Consider the following 2,637-nt stretch of genomic DNA (forward strand, 5'->3'; position numbering starts at 1 on the left):
ATTCTCTACATAGATTACTCAACTAAACCAGGTCATTGATGCTTTACTTAAAGGGAAGTTCTGCTGTTGCAACCTCTTTCTTAAGTAAATAAAGGATCAGGTTAGTTGACGAAAAAAATATGATAAAATACGGCTTAATTTAAAAATATAAGCTATATGAGTTAGGAGATTTATAAATGAGCATTACAATTAGGCGGGAACTATCTGAGGATTATAAAATTACTGAAAAAGTTGTAAAAAGTGCATTTGCTAATATGGAGTTTAGTGATAAAAAAGAACATGAATTGGTGTCTCGTATTAGAAAGTCCGACGCATTTATTCCAAATTTATCTTTAGTGGCCGTGAATAAAGAAATTGTTGGCCATATTCTTTTATCTAAAATAAAAATTAATAATGACAATCAATTTGCTGAATCACTTGCCCTTGCTCCTGTTTCAGTCTTGCCAGAGTATCAAAATAAAGGTATAGGAAGACTCTTAATTCTTGAAGCATTAAAAAAAGCAAAAGAACTTGAATACAATTCTGTTGTTGTACTAGGGCACCCAGAGTATTATCCGAAATTCGGGTTTGAAAAAACATCTTTATGGGGAATAAAAGCACCTTTCGAAGTACCAGAAGAGGCATTTATGGCATTGGARTTGCAAGAAAATGCTCTTTATAATATTTCAGGAGTTGTTGAATATCCAAGTGCATTTTTTGAATAAGGTAATACCTAAAAAAGGGTTCAATAAAAGAGCGCGATTCTTAAATAAGGATCGCTTTTTTTTATGAACTAACTCATACGTTAGTAGTATAAGAAGGAGCTGTCCAAAAAAACTGTTATTAAGATAAAATATTTGTTCATGAGCTAATCTAAAGATATATAATCGTGATTCCTAGCCATACTAATAATGATTAAAATTTAGTTAGGAGGCAATATTATGGGAAGATCAAACAATCAAAAATCATCTAGCAGAAAAAAATCATTACCTCAAACTCCCAAAAACTTAAAAATAGAACCGGAACGTGTTAATGAAGAGTTTTCTCGTGAGCTAGGTGAAAGTCCGAAAATAAGAGCTACAAGACCTAAATGAAACTAAGATACGGATTGATTGCATGCCTTTATTAAATTTCGTAAAACAGATACAAAAGGGGCCACAATAAGTGGTCTCTTTTGTATGTTTAAAAATCAATGTTAAGGTTTACAAAGCTATATGTTGAAAAGATCATATTGTTTTCATATTCAGTAACTTATTTTACCTTAAAGCTATTAATTATCGCGTAATATGCGAAAGTACTCTCTGATAGCTGAATCTTTGTATTTCGTATCCTTTTCTCGAAATGCTTAGTTGTTTAGTGATTTTTAAGTACATTACAGAATACTACTTGAAATGACTTAGTAGCTATTTGAGCATGATTGTGTTTAATATAGCGGAAAAGAGACTCAAACGTAATGTTATGTTTAACATTATAAGTCATAATATCTTTATTATGATGTAATTAAGTTTGATCATATGAAAGCGGATCTACTTTGTTTTTCTCCATCATTATTTCCTTGTGTGCTTAATAAGAATGGTTAATTAATTCAGCATTAATCTACCTAAGAGCGGATTTAATATTTGATCAAAATGTTTGATATTTATTAACATATTTCTGAAAGTTATTTATGCTAACCGTTCCTCTAACAGCTTTTTCAAACACAACTTTGTTTAAGTAGCATTAGCAATAAACAGTTAACTAATAATAAAACATATTAACGGTATTATGAGAATTATGTGGGTAGAGAGAGAAGACTATCTTATTATTTCTTATTGGTAAGCGGAACTTATGATATTTCAGGTTGTTAATTAAACAATTGCATAATTTTTGATGGATTTATTCAATTCAATAAGGAATTTCCGTTTTTTTTTGTATATAAATTATTTTAATATAACTTATTCGAAGTGTTAACCCGAAATATTTCTCATTTTGCTGATATTTATATATTTCAGAATAATAAATTCGTCATTTTATTTCTTTTTGATTTTTTACGTTGAAGGATACCAAGTACAGAGCAAAATATTTGCTGAATTTGTAAGAGCTTTTTGTAAACAAATCGTGAGGAAACATTGTGATAATTAATGCTGGATTTAATTTGGGAGAAATCCGAAATAAACTACGAATGAAATATTAGATCCTGGTTAAAATAAAGATTGAAAATCATTTATATACGTAGCCAGAAGAAATTAGCAGATAATTATAGAATTAAGTAAAAGTAAATTAAATTACATAAGAATTGAACTTTCTGTGAAATTAGTAAGAACCGCAATAATGAAAAATAAAAAACACATTATAATGCTGAGATTCTAAATCAATCAAATTTTTAACGAAATTATGATATATGATAATTATTTGATTTGTTCTAACTAAATGTAATTTCTAAAATTAATAAATAAAACAGATTATAAATAATAAAAATCTGAGTTTCCGTCTCACTTTGTTAAGTTTTCTTAAGATATGAGACGAAATTAACAATTAAAATATTACTTCCTATAATAAGTGTTATGTAAACTAGAAAGAAAAGGTTAGCAGATTATCTTAATGGAATAATCCACATTTAGCAAATTATGTAATTTTAGTTTACGAGTTTTCCATCTTCCCTTTTATCATCGAATGGGC

2 protein-coding genes are annotated in these 2,637 nt (G+C 28.3%); both read left to right on the top strand.

Features of this window, described 5'->3' with window-relative positions; translation table 11 throughout:
* Window positions 1-176 precede the first annotated feature (176 nt).
* Entirely contained in the window at window positions 177-704 is a 528-nt protein-coding gene (locus AC1DUW_RS25460) for a GNAT family N-acetyltransferase (RefSeq protein ID WP_053346089.1), read from the top strand.
* Between the two features lie 216 nt (window positions 705-920).
* On the top strand, window positions 921-1,073 hold the full coding sequence (locus tag AC1DUW_RS25465; RefSeq protein WP_152952274.1) for a YfhD family protein: 153 nt from the start codon (window positions 921-923) through the stop codon (window positions 1,071-1,073).
* Window positions 1,074-2,637: the final 1,564 nt, after the last annotated feature.

It is taken from the genome of Peribacillus sp. P4_C12 (assembly GCF_056402095.1).

Coding starts and splice junctions, on each gene's coding strand:
- AC1DUW_RS25465 (WP_152952274.1), top strand. CDS start 921: ATGGGAAGATCAAACAATCAAAAATCATCTAGCAGAAAAAAATCATTA.